16 protein-coding genes and 1 pseudogene are annotated in these 18667 nt (G+C 61.3%); 9 read left to right on the top strand and 8 right to left on the bottom strand.

Features of this window, described 5'->3' with window-relative positions:
* Positions 1-98 (top strand): annotated as a pseudogene (locus QMK33_RS22705) (IS5/IS1182 family transposase); the annotation flags it as partial.
* A gap of 94 nt (positions 99-192) precedes the next feature.
* Here the strand turns inward: QMK33_RS22705 and fabG are convergent.
* Positions 193-942, bottom strand: a complete 750-nt coding sequence (fabG, locus tag QMK33_RS22700; protein WP_283566916.1) for a 3-oxoacyl-[acyl-carrier-protein] reductase — start codon at positions 940-942, stop codon at positions 193-195.
* A 101-nt stretch (positions 943-1043) separates the two neighbouring features.
* Here fabG and QMK33_RS22695 point away from each other — a divergent pair, with 101 nt between their 5' ends.
* On the top strand, positions 1044-2285 hold the full coding sequence (locus QMK33_RS22695; protein ID WP_283566915.1) for an NAD(P)/FAD-dependent oxidoreductase: 1242 nt from the start codon (positions 1044-1046) through the stop codon (positions 2283-2285).
* 112 nt (positions 2286-2397) lie between these two features.
* Here the strand turns inward: QMK33_RS22695 and QMK33_RS22690 are convergent, their stop codons facing one another.
* Both QMK33_RS22690 and QMK33_RS22685 read right to left on the bottom strand, forming a co-directional pair.
* The gene (locus QMK33_RS22690) at positions 2398-3210 is read right to left on the bottom strand and encodes an ABC transporter ATP-binding protein (RefSeq protein WP_283566914.1); all 813 of its coding nucleotides are present in this window, start codon (positions 3208-3210) and stop codon (positions 2398-2400) included.
* 102 nt (positions 3211-3312) lie between these two features.
* Positions 3313-4044 carry an MlaE family ABC transporter permease gene (locus QMK33_RS22685; protein WP_283566913.1) on the bottom strand — a complete coding sequence of 244 codons (732 nt, stop codon included), beginning with the start codon at positions 4042-4044 and terminating at the stop codon, positions 3313-3315.
* Between the two features lie 99 nt (positions 4045-4143).
* Here QMK33_RS22685 and QMK33_RS22680 point away from each other — a divergent pair, with 99 nt between their 5' ends.
* Positions 4144-4845, top strand: a complete 702-nt coding sequence (locus QMK33_RS22680) for an SDR family oxidoreductase (RefSeq protein WP_283566912.1) — start codon at positions 4144-4146, stop codon at positions 4843-4845.
* A 149-nt stretch (positions 4846-4994) separates the two neighbouring features.
* Here the strand turns inward: QMK33_RS22680 and QMK33_RS22675 are convergent, their stop codons facing one another.
* The gene (locus QMK33_RS22675) at positions 4995-5774 is read right to left on the bottom strand and encodes a GIN domain-containing protein (RefSeq protein WP_283566911.1); all 780 of its coding nucleotides are present in this window, start codon (positions 5772-5774) and stop codon (positions 4995-4997) included.
* A gap of 34 nt (positions 5775-5808) precedes the next feature.
* Here QMK33_RS22675 and QMK33_RS22670 point away from each other — a divergent pair, with 34 nt between their 5' ends.
* Complete coding sequence (locus QMK33_RS22670; protein ID WP_283566910.1) at positions 5809-6504, top strand: SDR family oxidoreductase; 696 nt, start codon at positions 5809-5811, stop codon at positions 6502-6504.
* A 9-nt stretch (positions 6505-6513) separates the two neighbouring features.
* On the opposite strand, the gene QMK33_RS22665 is transcribed toward QMK33_RS22670, so the two are convergent.
* Positions 6514-7740 (bottom strand): hypothetical protein, encoded by a 1227-nt coding sequence (locus QMK33_RS22665; RefSeq protein ID WP_283566909.1) that lies wholly within the window; start codon positions 7738-7740, stop codon positions 6514-6516.
* Positions 7741-7927: 187 nt separating this feature from the next.
* On the opposite strand from QMK33_RS22665, the gene gldA reads away from it, so the two are divergent.
* The 3 genes from gldA (at position 7928) to gldG (ending at position 11522) form a co-directional block, all read left to right on the top strand.
* Positions 7928-8836 carry a gliding motility-associated ABC transporter ATP-binding subunit GldA gene (gldA, locus tag QMK33_RS22660; RefSeq protein WP_283566908.1) on the top strand — a complete coding sequence of 303 codons (909 nt, stop codon included), beginning with the start codon at positions 7928-7930 and terminating at the stop codon, positions 8834-8836.
* Positions 8837-9009: 173 nt separating this feature from the next.
* Positions 9010-9738, top strand: coding sequence for a gliding motility-associated ABC transporter permease subunit GldF (gene gldF, locus QMK33_RS22655; protein WP_283566907.1), 729 nt, complete (start codon positions 9010-9012; stop codon positions 9736-9738).
* 56 nt (positions 9739-9794) lie between these two features.
* Positions 9795-11522 carry a gliding motility-associated ABC transporter substrate-binding protein GldG gene (gene gldG / locus QMK33_RS22650; RefSeq protein ID WP_283566906.1) on the top strand — a complete coding sequence of 576 codons (1728 nt, stop codon included), beginning with the start codon at positions 9795-9797 and terminating at the stop codon, positions 11520-11522.
* A 301-nt stretch (positions 11523-11823) separates the two neighbouring features.
* Here gldG and QMK33_RS22645 read toward each other — a convergent pair whose 3' ends face one another.
* Positions 11824-12003 (bottom strand): hypothetical protein, encoded by a 180-nt coding sequence (locus tag QMK33_RS22645; RefSeq protein WP_283566905.1) that lies wholly within the window; start codon positions 12001-12003, stop codon positions 11824-11826.
* 136 nt (positions 12004-12139) lie between these two features.
* Here QMK33_RS22645 and QMK33_RS22640 point away from each other — a divergent pair, with 136 nt between their 5' ends.
* Positions 12140-13033, top strand: coding sequence for a hypothetical protein (locus QMK33_RS22640; RefSeq protein WP_283566904.1), 894 nt, complete (start codon positions 12140-12142; stop codon positions 13031-13033).
* A gap of 81 nt (positions 13034-13114) precedes the next feature.
* Here the strand turns inward: QMK33_RS22640 and QMK33_RS22635 are convergent, their stop codons facing one another.
* Entirely contained in the window at positions 13115-14554 is a 1440-nt protein-coding gene (locus tag QMK33_RS22635; RefSeq protein ID WP_283566903.1) for a M48 family metalloprotease, read from the bottom strand.
* Between the two features lie 179 nt (positions 14555-14733).
* Positions 14734-16017, bottom strand: a complete 1284-nt coding sequence (locus QMK33_RS22630; RefSeq protein WP_283566902.1) for a peroxiredoxin family protein — start codon at positions 16015-16017, stop codon at positions 14734-14736.
* A gap of 223 nt (positions 16018-16240) precedes the next feature.
* Between QMK33_RS22630 and QMK33_RS22625 the strand changes: the two genes are divergently transcribed.
* Positions 16241-18523: an aconitate hydratase gene (locus QMK33_RS22625; protein WP_283566901.1), complete on the top strand. Its 2283-nt coding sequence runs from the start codon at positions 16241-16243 to the stop codon at positions 18521-18523.
* Positions 18524-18667 lie beyond the last annotated feature (144 nt).

Below are 18667 nucleotides of genomic sequence, written 5' to 3'. Positions count from 1 at the left end.
ACCTGCTCATCCGCTGGGCCAAAAAGCCGGAAAACTACCTGGCCATGCTCCATTTTGCCTGCGCCCGAATTACGTGGTACAATTGTCTTTTTGGGTGACGCTGTTTCCCTATTCGGATAGGCACTTACTCTGCTGCCTGATGCATAAAGGCCCTTTGTGCGATGAGCAGCGCAACGGGCCTTGATACCATCTCTACGTCAGCATGCCGCCATCCACTTGCAGCACCTGCCCGGTGATGTAGCTGGAATCATCCGAGGCCAGAAACGCCGTGGCCTTGGCCACGTCCTCGGGCGAGCCGCCGCGCTTGAGCGGGATGGCTTTGCGCCACTCTTCCACCTGCTTTTGGTCGAGGGCGTCGGTCATTTCGGTTTCGATGAAGCCGGGGGCGATGGCGTTGCAACGGATGTTGCGCGAGCCCAGCTCCAGGGCCACCGACTTGGTGAAGCCGATGATGCCGGCCTTGCTGGCGGCGTAGTTAGCCTGCCCGGCGTTGCCCTTGATGCCCACTACCGAGGTCATATTGATGATGCTGCCCACTTTGGCGCGCATCATGGGCTTGGTGGCGGCTTTGGTGAGGTTGAAGACTGATTTTAGGTTGACATTCAATACGTTGTCCCACTGCTCCTCGCTCATGCGCATGAGCAGGCCGTCCTGCGTGATGCCGGCGTTGTTGACCAGAATATCCAGCTTGCCAAATTCCTTCACCACGTCATCCACCAGCTTTTCGGCCTGGGCGTAGTCGGCGGCATCGGAGCGGTAGCCCTTGATTTTGGTGCCGTGGGCGGCGAGCTCGGTTTCCAGCGCCTGGCCCTTTTCAACCGACGACAAATACGTGAAAGCTACTTGGGCGCCCTGCTGGGCAAATAGCGTGGCAATGGCGCGGCCAATTCCTTTCGAAGCCCCGGTAATGAGGGCTACTTTTCCAGCGAGAGTCTGATTCATGGGGCGAAAATAGTGTGCGGTAAGCTTTAGCTTGCCGTTCTTTGGGTTAAACTACGGCTGGCCCCTCCAAACGGCAAGCTAAAGCTTACCCTACTTTCCCAATGCCCGACATCTGCATTTTGGGCGCGGGGCCGGGTGGGGCCACGGCGGCGCTGCACCTGGCCCGCGCCGGCTACCACTGCGTGCTGCTGGACAAAGCCACGTTTCCGCGCGACAAAATTTGCGGCGATGCGCTCAGCGGCAAGGTGCTTGCCGAATTGCGCCACCTGGGCGGTCCGCTTTCGGCGCGGCTGGCAGCCCTGGCCACCGAGGCCAAAAGTTGGGGCATCAGCTTCTTCGCGCCCAACGGCCGGCGCATGAGCGTGCCTTTCAAGCCGCGCTACGACCCCGCTAGCAGTCCGCCCGACGGCTACGTGGTCAAGCGCCTCGATTTCGACAACCTGCTGGTGGAGGAGGTGCGCCAGCAGCCGCTCATCGACTTCCGCGAGGGCTGCGCCGTGGCCCGCACCGTGCGCACGGCTACTGGCTGGCAACTATTCGATAAGGCTGATAACTTGTTGATGGAGTGCAAGTTGCTGCTGGTAGCCAATGGCGCGCAATCAGCGTTTGTGCGGCAGGTAGCGGGGCAGGCGCTGGAGCCCGCCCACTACTGCGCGGGGCTGCGTGCCTACTACCGGGGCGTGGCCGGCCTCGGCGCCGACAACTTCCTGGAGCTGCACTTCCTGCCCGAGTTGCTGCCCGGCTACCTCTGGATTTTCCCGCTGCCCAACGGCGAGGCCAACGTAGGCGTGGGCATGCTGAGCCGCGACGTAGCCCGCGATAAAATCAACCTGCGCGAAAAATTCCTGCACCTGCTGGCTACGCACCCTGTTCTTAGCCAACGCTTTGCCCAGGCCGAGCGCTTGGAGCTGGTGCGCGGCTGGGGCCTGCCGCTGGGCTCCAAGCGCCGCGTGCTGTCGGGCGATAATTACCTGCTGCTTGGCGATGCGGCCTCGCTCATCGACCCGTTTACGGGCGAGGGCATCAGCCACGCTATGGTGAGCGGGCGGCACGCCGCCGATTGGGCCGGCCGGGCGCTGGCGGCGCACAATTTTTCGGCGAGTTTGCTGGCGGGCTACGATGCGGCCGTGTACCGCCGCCTGGGTCAGGAGCTGCGCCTGAGCACCCTGTTGCAGCGCCTCATGCGCTGGCCCATCCTGTTCAATTTCGTGGCCAACCGCGCCGCCCACAACCCCACACTGGCCGAAACCCTGTCGATGATGTTTCTGGATATCGACTTGCGGGCGCGCCTCAAGCAACCCAAATTTTACTTCAAGCTACTGTTTGGCGGCAAGACGCAGTAGCGCGAAGTTTCCACTTCGTGCGCGAGCGCAGCGAGCATCTGCCGGTTGGCGCGGCCCCGGATGCTCGCTACGCTCGCGCACGAAGTGGAAACTTCGCGCTACTGCGTCTTACTTACAAGTCCGAAAGGGGCTCGGCGGCCAGGTGTTCCAGGCCCTGCGGGCCGTCTTCCTGCTCAATGCGCTTGGCGGCCCGCACCAGCGACGAGCTGAAAATAAATTCGCGCAGTTCGGGCACCTGGGCGTTCAATATTTCTTCCTTGTTGCCATCCCACAGCTTTTTGCCCTGGTGCAGAAAAATAATGTGGTCGCCGATGCCCACCACTGAGTTCATGTCGTGGGTAATGATGGCTGTGGTGATGTTATACTCGTGGGTAATCTCCGAAATCAGTTCGTCAATCTTGATGCTGGTGGCGGGGTCGAGGCCCGAGTTAGGCTCGTCGCAAAACAGGTAGGTGCAGTTGGGGGCAATGGCGCGGGCAATGCCCACGCGCTTCTTCATGCCGCCCGAAATTTCGGAGGGCATCTTGTTGCCCGCATTTTCGAGGCCCACGCGCTTGAGGCAAAACTCCACGCGGTCGCGGCGCTCCTCCTCGCTCATGTCGGGCGTCAGCATTTGCAGCGGAAACTCCACGTTTTTGGCCACCGTCATGGAGTCGAACAGCGCCGAGCCCTGAAACAGCATCCCGATTTTGCGGCGAATTTCCTGCCGGATATCCACCTTCGAATTGGTGTACACCGTGCCGTCGAAAGTGATGGAGCCCAGGTCGGGCTTCATGAGGCCCACCACGCACGAGAGCAGCACGCTTTTGCCGGTGCCCGAGCCGCCCAGCAGCAGGTTGCACTTGCCGGTTTCGAGGGTGCAGCTAATGCCTTTAAGAACCGGGTTGCCGTCGAAAGATTTTTCGAGGTTGGATATTTCAATCATGATTGATTCGTTGCTTGTTTCTCGCTTTTCGTTTTTCGACCAGTCATTTCAGGCCGCTGCTCAGCGTGCGAAAAACGAAGAACAAACAACGATAAACGAAAATTACAGGAGGATGGCGGCCAGGGCGTAGTCGGCCAGCAGGATGGCGATGATGGAGTTGGTAACGGCAGCCGTGCTGGCCGCGCCTACTTCCAGGGCACCACCTTCGGTATAGTAGCCCTTGTAGGCTGAAATGCCCGAAACGAGGAAGGCAAAAACGACAGCCTTGATGAGGGCAAAGACAACGTTGTAGGGAATAAAATCGGTGCGGATACCCTCAATGTAGTCCTGCGGGGCCATTACGCCCGACAGCGTGCCAGCGATGTAGCCGCCCAGAATGCCCAGCGCCATGGCCAGAATAACCAGCAGCGGAAACATAAGCATGGCCGCCAGAATACGGGGTAATACCAGGTAAGACGTTGAGTTGATACCCATTACCTCCAGGGCCGAAATTTGCTCCGTAATGCGCATGGTGCCCAGGCCGCCGGCAATGGCCGAGCCCACTTTGCCCGCCAGCACGATGCTCGTGATGGTGGGGGCCAACTCCAGAATCGTCATTTCGCGCACCATGTAGCCGATGGTTGATTTCGGAATGAGCGGGTTGGTGAGGTTATAGGCAATTTGAATGCAGGTTACGGCCCCGATGAAGGCCGATACAATACCCACGATAAAGATAGAGTTGACGCCGATGAGGGTGGCTTCTTCAAAGAAACGCTTCCATAACACCTTGAACCGCTCGGTTCGCGTCGTCATGTTATACAGAAATAATACGAAAGAGCCGAAAATTTTGAACATAGAAAATGGGAGTGGAAGCCGCCGAAACAGCCCCGGCCAGCGGCGGCGGGGCATCTTTGCGCGTCATACGTATAAACCCAGAAAATAGTGGCCTCAGCAATGGAGTTAGTGGTAATCACGGGCGGGAGCCAGGGCATCGGGCGGGCCTTGGTACTGAGTTTCTTAGCCGCCGGTTACGCCGTGGTAACCTGCGCCCGTAATCCCGAAGATTTGGCGGCGCTGGTGGCCGAGCAGCCCGGCGCGGCGCTGCACACCCTGCCCGCCGACCTGGGCCAGCTAGCCGATTGCCAGCGCTTTGCCGACTTTGTGCTGGGCCTGGGCCAGCCGCTGGCCGCCCTGCTCAACAATGCCGGGGCCTACGTGCCCGGCCGCTTCCAGGACGAGCCCGCCGACGGCTCGCGCCTGCGCGAGATGCTGAACGTCAACTTGTTGAGTGCCTATGATGTGACGCGCATGCTGCTACCCACGTTGCTGAGGCAGGGGCGGGGGCACATTTTCACCATTTGCTCCACGGCCAGCATCATGCCCTACCCAAATGGTGGCTCCTACGGCGTGGCCAAGTTTGCCCTGCTGGGCTTCACCAAAACCCTGCGCGAGGAAGTGAAAGCCCAGGGCCTGCGCGTGACGGCCGTGCTGCCCGGTGCCACCCGCACCCGCAGCTGGGATGGCGTGGACCTGCCCGACGCGCGCTTCATTGACCCGGCCGACGTAGCCGCTGCCGTGCTCGGGGCCTTCCAGCTCTCGCCCCACGCCGTGGTGGAGGAATTACTGATTAGGCCACAACTAGGTGACTTACTGTAGGTTATGCAATGGCAGTGTCACGCCAATAGACCGTCATGCTGAACGCAGTGCGGCATCGCGCTCGCATCGGTGTAACGATTCAGGCGATGCGAGCCGTCATGCTGCACTGCGTTCAGCATGACGGCTTGGCAACTGTCAAGAACGCCTCCTCATTCCGAAAATATATTACCCTTATTAGCCCCTTTTATATCAATGAATGAGGGGTTGCCGGTGTAAAAGAACCGGCCCGGGCCGTTGAGGGTGCCGCCGATGTTGCCGTGGCAGCGCACGTGCATGTCGCCAATCCAATCGCGGTAGGCCAGGAAATAGCAGCGCTGCGTGTCGAGGCCGCTGGCCAGCAGAAAGCCGTTGCTGCCCAGGTTGGGGTGAAACTCCTCGGCGGTGCCGCGCAGCGTCATGTCACCCGCGTCGTAGTGGTCGGTGTAGAGGTAGCGCGAGCGCACGTTCATATTGATATCGCCGGTGCTCACGAGGCGCAGAAACAGGGTGTCCTGCGCCCACTGGCCCTCCGTGGTAATGAGGCCGTAGCCGCGCTGCTCAATGGTGAAGTGGGTAATGCTGCGGGCCACGTGCAGGCGCACCTCGCGGGGCGTGTCGTAGCTGCGCACCCAGTTGCAGCGGCTGGTGTTGTCGACCACAAGCTGCTGCGGCCCGGCGGGGGTGGCAAACGTGATGTCGTCGAGCACGTGCTTACCGGCCCGCACCTCGGCAAACGTGGCCGTGTCGGGTACAATGGTGAGGTCCACGTTGTTGTACACGATTACGCTACGCAGGCGGCGGTCCACGGCGCGGCGCTGTACGGTAACGGGGCCGTTGCTTTTGAGGCAATCGGTGTCGTGGCCCTGCTGGCAGGCGGCCAGCGCGAGGCCACCGGCCAGCAGGCCCAGCGCCCGGCGCAGCCCGGCCAGCACGTTACTTTGTGAGAACATTCGCAGTCGCATCCGTCAAAATTTGTCTGAAATTATGAACCTCAGTGGGAAAGTTGCCATCGTTACCGGCGTAAGCAGCGGCATTGGCCGCGCCACCGTAGAGGCGCTGCTGGCGCGCGGCGCGGCCGTGGCCGGCTGGGGCCGCACTGCCCCCGAGGGCCTGGCCCACGAGCGCTTCCAGTTTTTTGCCTGCGATGTGCGCGACGAGCACGCCGTGGCCGAGGCCTACACCAACACCCAGCGCGAACTGGGCCCCGAAATACACGTGCTGGTGAACAACGCCGGCCTGGGCAAATTTGGCCCCATCGACGGCTTCTCATCCGAGGACTGGCACGCCATGTTCGATACAAATGTGAACGGCCTGTTTTACTGCACCCGCGCCGTGCTGCCGGCCATGAAGCAGCAGCACGCCGGCCATATCATCAACGTGGCCTCGCTGGCCGCCACGGCCGGCACCGCCAACCTGGCCGGCTACTGCGCCACCAAGTACGCCGTGCGCGGCTTCTCCGATGCGCTGTTTAAAGAGGTGCGGCCCGATGGCGTGAAAGTCACCTGCATCATGCCCGGCTCGGTTGAAACCCACTTTGGTGGCATGGAGCCTGGTGCCGAGCCCGACCCGCACAAGATGCAGCCCGAGGACATTGCCGCCGCCATTGTGCACGCCCTCGAAGCCCCCGAGGCCACCATGATTTCGGAAGTGCAGATGCGCCCGGCTAACGTAAAAAAGTAGGTAAGCAGCTTATTCAGGGCTAGTTACCGAATCCCAGTCTGCCCCCAGTCGGCCGTGGTGCAAGCGAAGCTGCATGGTGTCGCCGCGCTGCTTCTGCGCGTAGTAGCGCGGGCTAACCAAGAACTTGTGTTCGGTCTGGGTAGCGGGCCAGAGCGTGGTTGCTACATAATAGTGGTGCTTGTCGCCGCTCGATACCCCTTTGTAAGCGATGGGAACTACGTAGCGCGTGATGTACTGCCCACCCCCGGCTATATTGTAGGCTATGGCCGCCGCCAGCCCGTAGGCGGCGGCCAGCACCAGGGCCACGGGTAGCACTAGCCCTAGCCGCGTAGACTGCGCCACCCCCCGCCGGCCGCCCAGCAGCAGCAGCACCCCAAAGGCCAGGCCAAGCCACCCCGCTACGGGCCACACCGGCCGCCACGAAAAGAAATTATAAGTGGTTATCAGGTGGAAAAGCAACGGTAGGGTGGGGGCCGCAATGGCCGTGAGCATATTAGGGTGCGGGTCCTCAGAGTTGGGAATAAATTGCAGGAGGCCCCGGCCCACCCAGAGGGCTCCCACGGCCACCAGCGGCACGGCCACGGCCAGGGTCCTTGCCAGCTCCGCCGGGTGCGGATAAAACGCGACCCACCCCCCCGCCAGGATAGCGGCTATGTTGAGCCACAGGGTAAATTTCTGACCCTGGCTCAGGGCCGCGCTGCGGGCGCTGGGAGTGGGGCCTAGTCGGCTATCTTCCAGTAGCTTAGCAGTAGCCTGGGCGCGGGCCAGCCGGTCGCGGGCTTCTTCGGCTTTGTCGAGGTCAGGGATGTGTAGGGCCAGCATAGCCCGGATTGCTTGATACTCGGGAAATTCCGGTTCTACCTCGATATCCTTGTTCTTGCCGGCAGTTGGCAGGGCCTCAATCAACGTGTAAACGTAGTTTTTCGCGTGTTTTTCTGAAAATCCCTTTATGTCGAGGTAGCGCAGGGTTTCTGTGGTGCCGCCCTGCTCTTTGGTTATCCCCCGGGGCCCAATGGTCAGGCACGTAACTGACTTGTCCCGCAGGAACTTTACCAGCAGCCATACTAAAACTGCCTCGCCCAGCGCAAAGAACAGGTGCCCGCCCACCGAGTGCGCACCGGGCCACCAGTTGAAGACCAGAATGCCGCTGAATACCGAAAAAAATAGCCAGGAGCCAACTCCGGAGGAGGGTGGCTGGCAAAACTTGTGTTCGGAAGTGTTGGGCGCGGGGGGCATACGGCAGGAAGGGTGACGCGGGGCGGGGGGCGAGCAGGTGCCAGCTGGCGCAGGAGCCTTGGCCAAAAACTCCTTACGCCAGTTGGCCCAGCCCGCTTTAACCCCCAAAGAAAGGGGCTCGTGGGAATAGCGCCAACTAGCGCGAACTTTGCGGCGCGAACCGGCGCTTGCCGGCCCCCAGAACGGCATGGTTGAAGTAGAGAATCTTGTAAAAGCATACGGTGCCCAAAATGCCGTGGACGATATCAGCTTCCGGGCCGATAAGGGCGAGATTGTGGGCTTCCTGGGCCCCAACGGCGCGGGCAAGAGCACGACCATGAAAATCGCGCTCGGCTACCTGCCGCCCACCGCCGGCACGGTGCGCATCGGGGGCTTCGACGTGCAGCACGACCCCCTGGCCGTGCGCCGCCGCGTGGGCTACCTGCCCGAGCACAACCCGCTCTACCTTGACATGTACGTGCACGAGTACCTCGAATTTATTGGCGCGGTGCACGGGCTGCGCGGCCGCGAGCTGCGCCAGCGCGTGGCCGCGCTGGTAGGCAAGGTGGGCCTCAGCCGCGAGCAAAACAAGCAAATCGGCGCCCTCAGCAAGGGCTACCGGCAGCGCGTGGGCCTGGCGCAGGCGCTGGTGCACGACCCCGAAGTGCTCATACTAGACGAGCCCACCACCGGCCTCGACCCCAACCAGATTGGCGAAATCCGCCAGCTCATCCGTGAGCTGGGCGAAGATAAAACGGTGATTTTCAGCACCCACATTCTGCCCGAAGTCACGGCCCTTTGCTCCCGCGTGGTCATCATCAGCCGGGGCAAGCTGGTGGCCGATGCCCCCGTGGCCGAGCTGGCCGCCCGCGCCGCCGGCGAAACCGTGCTGCGCGCCGAGTTTGAGGGCGCGGTAGCCACCGCGCCGCTGGCCGCCCTGCCGGGCGTGCGCGCCGTGGAAGCAGCCGGGCCCGGCGTGGTGCTCATCCGCACCGCGCCGGGCCGCGACGTGCGCGCCGCCGTGTCGCGCCTGGCTGTGGAGCAAGGCTGGCTGCTGCTGGGCCTGCGGCAGGAGCAGCAGAGCCTGGAAACGGTATTTGGGGAGTTGACGAAGTGATAGTAAAAACGCCTGTCATTGCGAGCGCGACGAAGTGGAGCGCGGCAATCTTTCCTTCCTGCTAGGGTCACTAATTCAACGAAGCGGGAGGCAAGGAAAGATTGCCACGCTCCACTTCGTTGCGCTCGCAATGACAAACTGGCTTAAATGCCAACTCCCATAGAATAAAGTAAATGCTTACCATCCTCCAAAAAGAATTCAACGCCTTCCTCAACTCGCCCGTCGCTTACGTCGTCATCGGCGTATTTCTGGTGGCTACCGGGCTGTTCGTGTGGGTGTTTCCCGATAGCAGCGTGCTCGACTACGGCTACGCCGATTTGCAATCGCTGTTTAACCTCGCGCCGTGGCTGTTTTTGCTGCTGATTCCGGCCATTACCATGCGCACGTTTGCCGAAGAAAAGAAGGCGGGTACCATGGAGCTGCTACTCACGCGCCCGCTCACCGATGGGCAGATTGTGGGCGGTAAATACCTGGCTTGCTTGCTGTTGGCACTATTAGCGCTGGTGCCCACGCTACTTTATTATTTCTCGGTGTATAAGCTGGGCTCGCCGCCCGGCAACATCGACTCGGCGGCTACCGTGGGCTCGTATCTGGGCTTGGGGCTGCTGGCGGCCGTGTTTTCGGCGCTGGGCGTGCTGGCTTCGGCCCTCACCCGCGACCAGATTATTGCCTTCGTGCTGGCCGTGGTGGCCTGCTTTCTGGTGTACACCGGCTTCGACTCGCTGGCCTCCATCCTGGAGGGCGCGCCGGCCTACTACGTGAGCCAGCTGGGCATTGCGGCCCACTACCGCGACCTCAGCAAGGGGCTGATTGACTCGCGTGACGTGCTCTACTTCATCACCGTGGTAGCCGTGGCCCTGCTGGGCACCCGGCTGGCCCTGCGCAGCCGCAACTGGGGCTGAAAGCTAGCCGTTAGCTGCTAGCTATTGGCTTTTTTCCATAAGAATCAGGTAAACAAGTGATTAACAACGAAGAGCCAATAGCTAACAGCCAGCAGCCAACAGCCAAAAAACGCGACTTGCTGCGCTTCGCCGCCATCGTGGGCGCGCTGCTGGTGCTCAATTTCGTGGCCCAGCGCTTCTTCTTCCGGCTCGACCTCACCGAGGAGAAGCGCTACACCATGTCGCCGGCTACCAAGCAGCTGCTCAGCAACTTGAAGCAGCCCGTGACCATTACGGTGTACCTGGCCGGCGATTTTCCGCCCACCTTCCGTCGCCTGGAGCAGGGCGTGCGCGAAACCCTGAACGAGATGCAGGTGTACGCGGCTGGTAATCTGAACTTTATCTTCATCGACCCCAGCGCGGCCGGTACCGAGGCGGGCCGCAACAAGTTCTACGAAACGCTTTTTAAGAAGGGCCTGAAACCCACCAACCTGGGCGCGAACGAGAACGGCAAGCGGGTCGAAAAAATCATTTTCCCCTGGGCCGTGGTGGAGGCCGGCGGCCAAAGCCGCAACGTGCTGCTGCTGCGCGGCAGCCAGGTAACCACCCCCGAACAGCGTCTGAACCAGAGCATTGAGGGCCTCGAATACGAGCTGGCCAGCACCATCCGCCAAGTAGCGCCGCCCGGCGGGGCCAAGCGCCGCCTGGGCATCGTGACGGGCCACGGCGAGCTGCCCAACGCCGATATGGCCGACATCCTCACCGCCTGGAGCCAGAACTACGACGTGTTTCGGGTGGACCTGAGCCAGGTAAAAGACCTGCGCGGCAACCTCGACGCCGTGGTGGTGGCCAAACCCACCGGCCCGTACTCGGAGCTGGAGAAATTCCGGCTCGACCAGTTCATCACCCACGGCGGGCGGGCGCTGTTTTTCGTCGATGCCCTGCGCGTCGACCTCGACAGCGTGAGCCGCAACGGTGCGGCGCTGGCCACGCCCTACAACCTGAACCTCGACGACCTTTTCTTCCGCTACGGCGTGCGGCTGAACCCCGATTTGCTGCTGGATTTGAACTCGGGCCAGATTCCGCTGGTGACGGGCATGACTGGCAATAAGCCCAAAATCGAGCCGCTGCCCTGGCAGCTCTATCCGCTCATCAACCGCTTCAGCCCCAACCCGATAACGCGCAACCTCGACGCGGTATACCTGAAATTTGTGGGCAATATTGATACCGTGAAGGCGGCTGGTATTCGCAAAACGTCGCTCATGACCACCTCGCGCTATACCCGCGTACTGCCCGCGCCGGTACCCATCAACTTCAACGACGCCCGCCTGGAGCCCAACCCCAAGCTGTATAAAAACAGCTACCAATCAGTAGGTTACCTATTGGAGGGTAAATTCCGCTCGCTCTTCGCCAACCGCGCCGAGCCAGGCACCACCAAGTATCAGCCCGACCAGAACCCCAACGCCCAGCCTAGCAAAATCCTGGTTATCTCGGACGGCGATTTCCTGCGTAATGACGTGGACCCCAAGTCGGGCCGCCCCATGCGCCTGGGCTACGACCGCCTCTCCAGCACCGAGTTTGCCAACCGCGAGCTGATTCTCAACGCCACCGATTACCTGCTCGACGAAACCGGCCTCATCGCCGTGCGCGGCAAGCAAATCACGCTGCGCCCCCTCGATAAAGTGCAGCTCGCCGACAAGCGCCAGCAGTGGCAGCTCCTCAACCTGGGCGCGCCGCTGGTGTTGCTGGCGGCCTTCGGCGCGGTGCGCGCCTGGCGGCGCAAGCGGCGCTACACGCGGTTCTAGCGTGCCACCGGCATCTAATCGGCTGAAATCAAAGGCCTTGCTGCTGGGTGAATGCGCGCAATGTAAATAACGAGCGGTGCCTCGGAGTGAACCCGGTAGATAATGCGGTGCGTGCTGGAAACCAGTTCGCGCGTTATTCCATCGTCAAACTCAGGCACCAGCCGCCCCATCTCGGGGAAGCTGAGCAACTGCTACGCACGCGCAATAAGCTTTTCCAGTAAGTGGTTGCCATAAACTGGTGAGGTGGCCGCATAGTAGTCCCTAATCTGACTCAAATCGTCTACCGCAGGATTAGACCAAACTATTTTTGCCACGACTGCACCAGCTTTACTACCTCTTCGTGCGTCTGGCTTTCGCCGTGCTCAATAGCCGCGAAGCCCTCCTCAATTTTCTCAATAAATATCAGCCGCTCAATTAACTCGTCCAGCGTTACGTGGTCGGGTAGGGCGTTGACGGCCGCCAAAATGGTTTCCTTGGTCATGGGGAGAGGCTGAAAAGTTGGTTGCAGAGCGTGTTGCTAAGATAAGCGCCAGCGCAGCCGGTCGGTTCCGGCGCGCCGCTTCACAAGCCACTTACGGCGGCGGTGTAGCTTTGTCCTTTCTACTTCCTGCTTTGCTATGCGCTTTTCCAGTTTCTTAATCCAGACCTTGCCGGCAGTTGCGCTGCTGGGGAGCTGCGCCCAAAAGGCCGTACCCACCGACGGCGGCAAGGCGGCCGCGTCCGCCACCCGCACCGTTAGCCATTTCGTGGCCGAAGCGCCCGTTATCGACGGCAAGGCCACCGAGTGGACTGACTCGCTCCAGTACGATGCTAACAGCCACTTGCAGTACCAGGTGCTCAACGATACCCGCACGGTGTATGTGCGCCTCAAGGCCTCCGACGCCTCTACGCAAGCCAAGCTGGCGCTGCTGGGCATGGTGGTGTGGCTCGACTCGACGGGCCGCAACCAGCAGCAATTGGGCGTGCGCTACCCCATGCCCACCGACCTCAAAACCCTGAAAGCGCCCGCCGAGCGGCCCATGGGCGCCATGGGCCCCACCGCCGCCGAGCGCCAGGTCGACCACCTCGACCGCCTGCGCGGCGTAATTGCCGGGGCCCAGGAAATGGAGCTGCTCAACTACAAAGGCAACAAGGAGCCCGTGCTCACCGACACCCAATCGCAGCTCGGCATAAAAGCCGCCATGACGGTTGATAGCCGCAACAACCTCATCTACGAACTCGCTGTGCCCCTGCGTCTTATATATAAGCGGGTGCCAGCCCTGGCCACCGGCCAAGCGGCCATAGTGGGCGTGTGGATGGCGGGCCAGAAACCCAAAATGCCAGCCGGCAGCCAGCAGTCCGACATGAGCGTGGTGGGCCCGCAGGGTGGCGGCATGGGCGGTATGGGCGGCGGCTACGGCGGGCGCGGTGGCTACGGCGGCGGCGGTATGCGCGGTGGGGGCATGCGCGGCGGCGGCGACAGCTTCTCCACATTCTCGCTGAAAACCAGCGCCCAACTGCTGGGTAAGTAACCTCCGGTACAGCAGTTGATTACACAAAAAAAGCCTGCCCGCACGTATGTGCGGGCAGGCTTTTTTTAGGACTAAATTCGGCTATTTGCCTACTACCTTAAAGAGTAAGCCAGCTGGCAGCCGGTCGGTCAGGGCCATGCCGTTGAGGATGGCTTCTTCCTCTAAACGCTTGCTGGGCACGCCGTTGGCCGTGAGGGCCTGCGAGAGGGTAGTGGCGGTTTTTACCTGCTTGATGCGGATGTGCTCGCTCTGGCGGTTGAGCTTGCTGGCCTCGGTGAGGCGCTGGTAGCCCTGCGCGGTGCTGGCAAACTGCGGCGCGTAGGTACCAAAGGTGGCCGCCGTGGCCAGCCCCACGAAGGCAAATATCGACTTGCCGTCCTGAATGACGTAGCTGAGCACGTGGGCCGGCGTGCTTTGCTCTTGGGAGGCTGCCTGGTCGCCCTCAAACGTCAGGGCTGGCAGGCCGTTGATGGTGGTGCGCTGCACGTTGCCGGCCGTGATGCCGATTTGCTTGGCCAGCGTTTGGGCAGCCTCGTCCAGTGAGCTGCCGGGCACGCCGGTGAAGGCCAGGATGGCCTTGCCATTGGGCTCCGCCATCTGAAACTGCTCGGGCGAGTTTTGCGACTTCCAGCCCGTGGGAATGGGGAAGCGGAACTTCAAATCGGGGTGGTAAAACACGTTATTCTCCACGAAACCCTGGCGCGGGTCTTCGCCGTAGGCCAGGCCATCGATAGAGCGCAGGTAGCTGTCGCGGTTGACGGTGAGCGTACGCTTGCCGAGGCTCTGCTGGGCCTGGGCCGCCAGCTGCTTCACGCGCTGGTAGCGGTCGGCCGAGTTGGGGTGCGTCGAGAGGAAGGTGGGTGTGCTGTTGCCGCTTTGGGCCTCGGTGCGCTCCAGAGTCTGGAAAAAAGTGGCCATGTGCGAGGCATCATAACCAACTTTGGTCGAGTACTTCACGCCCAGCTCATCGGCTTGGTTCTCATCGCCGCGGCTGTATTTCAGCATACCCAGGCCCACCACTTGCTGCGCGATGCCGCCAATCGACTGCATCACCCGCGGGGCCACCACCGAGCCCAGCAGCATACCCAGGCTGGAAAGGGTGGAGCGTGTTTGCTGCTTCTTGCCGTGCTGCGCCGTAATGTGTCCCAACTCGTGCCCAAGCACGCCCGTGAACTGCGCTTCATCATTAAAATACGCCATGATGCCGCGCGTGAAGTACACGTGGCCATCGGGCGTGGCAAAGGCGTTGATAACTGGCGAGTCGACGATGGTGAAGCCGTAGTCGCCGGGCCGGTCCGAAATGGCGGTCATGCGCTTGCCTTGCTGCGTGATGTAGGCTTGTAGCTTGGGGCTGTTGTAGAGGCCAAATTGGGCAATTACCTGCGGGTCGGGCTTAGCACCTTGCAGGGGCGCGGCCACGGTAGTAGCGGGCTTGGTGGGTGCGGCAGGCGTGGCGCTAACCAGTGGCAACAGTAACAGAAGGGCGGCCGGGCGCAGCAGGCGATGGGAAAGGGCAGTCATGGGTAGCTAAAAGGGTAAGTAGGCAGGCTTATTCAATTGTCGGGCCAAGGTGGCGGGCGGCGAGCCCCGCACCAAGGTGCGGGCCCCGTTGCCAGCAATTAAAAAGCTCCACTGCCCTGGGCGGACAGTGGAGCTTACAACGCCTAACCAAAATGAATGTTACGCGACAACTATAACTGCTACTCTTTCAGTAACTTATCAACTATACGGTTGAAGTGTGCCTTTTCATCCTCGTAATACTGACCCGTGCCCGGCCCCGAGAAGCCCGTGCGAATACTCCGCACCACGCCTTTCTTATCCAGAAAAATGGTGGTCGGAAAGCCTAAAAACTTTGCCAGCTGCGGCAGCGACGCGGCTACCGAGTCTTTGTTGCTCACCCCGCCCACGGCCAGGTCGTAGCCGACTTTATACCGGTCTTTCATCTTCAGCAGGCGGCTCGCGGCTTGCTGGTAATCGCTGCTGCGCTCGTAGCCCAAGCCGATAATTTCGACGCCGCGGGCCTTGTTCTGCTCATACCAGGGCACGAGGTAGCCGGTTTCGTCCATGCAGTTGGGGCACCACGAACCCATTATTTGCAGCACCACCACCTTGCCCTTGTACTTGGCGTCGGTAGGGGAGATGCTGCGGCCCTTATCCTCAATACTCGGAAAGGTGAAATTCAGCCGCGACTCGCCTTTTTTGAGGTAAGTGAGCGTGTCGGCGTCGGGCAGCTTGGCGGTGGGGTCGAGGGTGGCCGTCCAGGTTTCGTGGCCGGTTTTGCCGGAGTAATAGTCGCCGCTGAGGCTAGTAGGAGTGCCCGCGGCCAGCTTGCCAATGAACAGGAAGCCATGCCCGCCATCAAACGTGCTCAAGCGCATGGTCGAACCGTCTGCCTGCCCGGCCAAATACCGGTAGTCGCCGGTGGTCGTCAGGAAGGTGCCGGTTACGCCGCCATCCGTTTGCTTGAAAATGCCGACGGCCGGGTAAGTCTTGCCAGTTTCGTCTTTGAACTCGGTTTTCCAGGTGCCCGCGAACGGCGTGCCGTTGGCCTTGGAGCCCTTAAACAGCGGCTGCTCGCCCGCCGCGGCCGTCAGCGGCACCCGGTAGGGCGTTTTGCTATCGTACTTCACCCACACGCCTTTCAGCTTATTCTTGCCATCAGCGCGCACCACCAGCGCCGCGTCAAACACGTGCAGCTTGATGGTGGCCGAGTCGCCGGCCGCCGAAATCTCGTCGCAGCGCAGGCGTTCCTCGCCGTTCAGGCCCTTGTTGAGGAGGTAAACTACGGGCTTGCCCGCCTCGGTTTTAACCTCGAACAGGAACGGAATGGCCTGGCCCTGCGTGGCCAGCTCGCCCCGCCAGGGGCCGGGCGTGAGCAGCGCGGCGGCCGAAGTAGCGGCCGTTTCGCCCGAGCCGGTGGTAGGAGCGGAGTTGCAGCCAGCCAGCAGCGTGGCCGCTAACAGCGCAAGGCAGAAAGATTTCATAAAAAGCAAGGTAGAACGGCGAGAACTAGCTCAACCATTCATTAGTTATAAAAGATGACTATGCCACGCGCATTGCCCGTAATAGAGCAGCTGCGTGACGGCCCTAAACCAGTCCGCTATTTGGAAGGTTTCTAAGTACAGTTCTAAATCAGCCAAATACTACCAAACTGCCTTAGCCGCCCGTTACTTTTGCGACTAAGCTAATAACCCCACTCTCCCTCCTATGGCGTTTGACCTTGATATGATTCGGGCCGTGTACGCGGGCCTCGGCTCACGCATCGAAGCTGCCCGCACGGCCGTTGGCCGCCCGCTCACGCTCACCGAAAAAATCCTCTACGCCCACCTCTATGGTGGCAAAGTAGGCGAAGCGTACCAGCGCGGCATCAGCTACGTAGACTTCGCCCCCGACCGCGTGGCTATGCAGGATGCCACCGCCCAGATGGCCCTGTTGCAGTTTATGCAGGCCGGCAAGCCCACCGTGGCCGTGCCTAGTACCGTGCACTGCGACCACCTCATTCAGGCCAAGGACGGCGCCACCGAAGACCTGGCCATCGCCAACGACGAGAACCGCGAAGTGTACGACTTCCTGGCCTCGGTATCAGATAAATACGGCATTGGTTTCTGGAAGCCCGGCGCCGGCATCATTCATCAGGTAGTGCTGGAAAACTACGCCTTTCCCGGCGGCATGATGATTGGCACCGACTCGCACACCCCCAACGCGGGCGGCCTTGGCATGATTGCCATCGGCGTGGGCGGCGCCGACGCCGTGGACGTGATGGCTGGCATGCCCTGGGAGCTGAAGTTCCCGAAAGTCATCGGCGTAAAGCTGACCGGTAAAATGAGCGGCTGGACTTCGGCCAAGGACGTTATTCTGAAAGTGGCTGGTATCCTGACCGTTAAGGGTGGTACTGGCGCTATCGTGGAGTACTTCGGCGAAGGCGCGGAGAGCCTCTCGGCCACCGGCAAAGGCACCATTTGCAACATGGGCGCCGAAATCGGGGCTACGACCTCGGTATTCGGCTACGATGAGAAAATGGGCGATTACCTGCGCGGCACCGGCCGCGCCGAAATCGCCGAGCTTGCCAAAGGCGTGGGTGCCCACCTGCGCGCCGACGACGAGGTGTACGCTAATCCCTCCGCGTTCTTCGACCAGCTCATCGAAATTGACCTCAACACGCTGGAGCCCTATGTGAACGGCCCGTTCACGCCGGACGCCGCCTGGCCTATTTCGGAGTTTGCCGCCGCCGTAAAGGAGCACGGCTGGCCCGAGAAGCTGGAAGTGGGCCTCATCGGCTCGTGCACCAACTCGTCGTACGAAGACATTACCCGCGCCGCCAGCATTGCCAAGCAGGCCGTGGAAAAAGGCCTGCACGTAGCCGCCGAGTTCACCATCACGCCCGGCTCGGAGCTGGTGCGCTACACCGTGGCCCGCGACGGCCTGCTCGACACCTTCGCCGAGATGGGCGGCGTGGTACTGGCCAACGCCTGCGGCCCGTGCATCGGGCAGTGGGCCCGCCACACCGACGACCCCAAGCGCCGTAACTCCATCATTACGAGCTTCAACCGCAACTTTGCCAAGCGCAACGACGGCAACCCGAATACGCATGCGTTCGTGGCTTCGCCCGAAATCGTGACGGCTTTCGCCATTGCCGGCAGCCTGGCCTTCAACCCGCTTACCGACTCGCTGCCCGGCAAAAACGGCGACGTGATGTTCGATGAGCCCCGCGGCCTCGAAATGCCCCCCGCCGGCTACGCCGTGGAAGATGCTGGTTTCCAGGCCCCGGCCGCAGACGGCAGCGGCGTGCAAGTGCTCGTATCGCCCACCTCCGACCGCCTGCAGCTCCTGGAGCCCTTCAAGCCCTGGGAAGGTACCGACCTCATTGGCCTGCGCGTGCTCATCAAGGCGCTCGGCAAGTGCACCACCGACCACATTAGCATGGCCGGCCCGTGGCTCAAGTTCCGCGGCCATTTGGATAATATTTCCAACAACATGCTCATCGGCGCCACCAACGCCTTCACCGGCGAAACCAACGCCGTGAAGGACAGCGGTACCCAGGGCTCGCCCTACGTAACGGTGCCGGTAGCCGCCCGCGTGCTCAAGAGCATGGGCGTCGGCAGCATCGTAATCGGCGACGAGAACTACGGCGAAGGCAGCTCGCGTGAGCACGCCGCTATGGAGCCCCGCCACCTCGGTGTGCGCGCCGTGCTGGTGAAAAGCTTCGCTCGTATTCACGAAACCAACCTCAAGAAGCAGGGTATGCTGGGCCTCACCTTCGACAACAAGGCCGACTACGACCTGATTGAGGAAGACGACCAAATCGACATCCTCGGCCTCACGACCTTCGCCCCCGGCCAGCCGCTGCAAGTGCGCCTGCGCCACGCCGACGGCGACACCGACCTCATCACCGTCAACCACACCTACAACGAAGGCCAAATTGCCTGGTTTAAAGCTGGTTCGGCCCTGAATCTTATCAAGATGCAGGAGACGGGTTCGGCCGCGGCATAAGCTGCGAATTTGCTGAGTAAGTACCCGTTGCTCATTAGTTTGCTATACAAAAACGTCATACTGAACGCAGTGAAGCATCTTAATCAGAAGAGCAATCTTCACGTTTAGAGCTGGTTACGCGACTAAGATGCTTCACTGCGTTCA

The sequence above is a fragment of the Hymenobacter sp. H14-R3 genome, from assembly GCF_030063445.1.
Lineage (GTDB): Bacteria > Bacteroidota > Bacteroidia > Cytophagales > Hymenobacteraceae > Hymenobacter.
The sequence above is the reverse complement of the archived record's forward strand: the minus strand, read 5'-3'. Positions and strand labels throughout refer to the sequence as shown.